This window comes from Massilia sp. 2TAF26, from assembly GCF_052115005.1.
In the GTDB taxonomy this organism is placed as follows: Bacteria; Pseudomonadota; Gammaproteobacteria; order Burkholderiales; family Burkholderiaceae_D; genus Telluria.
On sequence record NZ_JBFRFV010000098.1, the window covers coordinates 1 to 536 of the forward strand.

A 536-nucleotide genomic window follows, 5' to 3' on the forward strand; every position below is an offset into this window, starting at 1 on the left:
CCGTCCGCGGCCGTCCGCGGCGGCTTCAAGTTCGCATCGCCCTCGTACTCCTTCGGCGACATCACTTATGCGCCGACGTCCAACTCGTCGATCAACGCCGCCCAAACCCTGGGCCAGGTCCAGAACGTGATGACTGCCACCGCCAACGGCTCGGCCTTCGTCGACGGCGTGCACGTCGACAACGACGTCTCGCAAAACGGCCAGAACACCATCGTGCGCCGCTGATCCCTTTTATCCCATCCCATCATTCCATCATCGAGGAGCATTGCCATGAAAACCCTGACCATCAAAGACCTGGACCGTACCGAACAACTGGACCGCRCAGCCATGCGYACCGTGCGCGGCGGCTGGAGCATGTTCTCGCCGTCGKWCAAGACCGGCGACATCACCTACGCACCGAGCTACGACTCGTCGATCAACGCCGCACAGAACCTGGGCCAGATGCAGAACGTGATGACGGCCACCGCCAACGACTCGGCCTTCCTGGGCGGCGTCAGCGTGGACAGCAAGGTCCACCAGAACGGCCAGAACAAGAT

The 536-nt window shown here is 62.4% G+C and carries 2 protein-coding genes; both read left to right on the forward strand.

Going from position 1 to position 536, the window contains the following annotated elements:
• Positions 1-225, forward strand: a 225-nt coding sequence (locus AB4Z32_RS27620) for a hypothetical protein (protein ID WP_442125002.1), incomplete at its 5' end; no start/stop codon positions are given.
• A 45-nt stretch (positions 226-270) separates the two neighbouring features.
• On the forward strand, positions 271-536 hold a 266-nt coding region (locus AB4Z32_RS27625; protein WP_442125003.1), incomplete at its 3' end, for a hypothetical protein.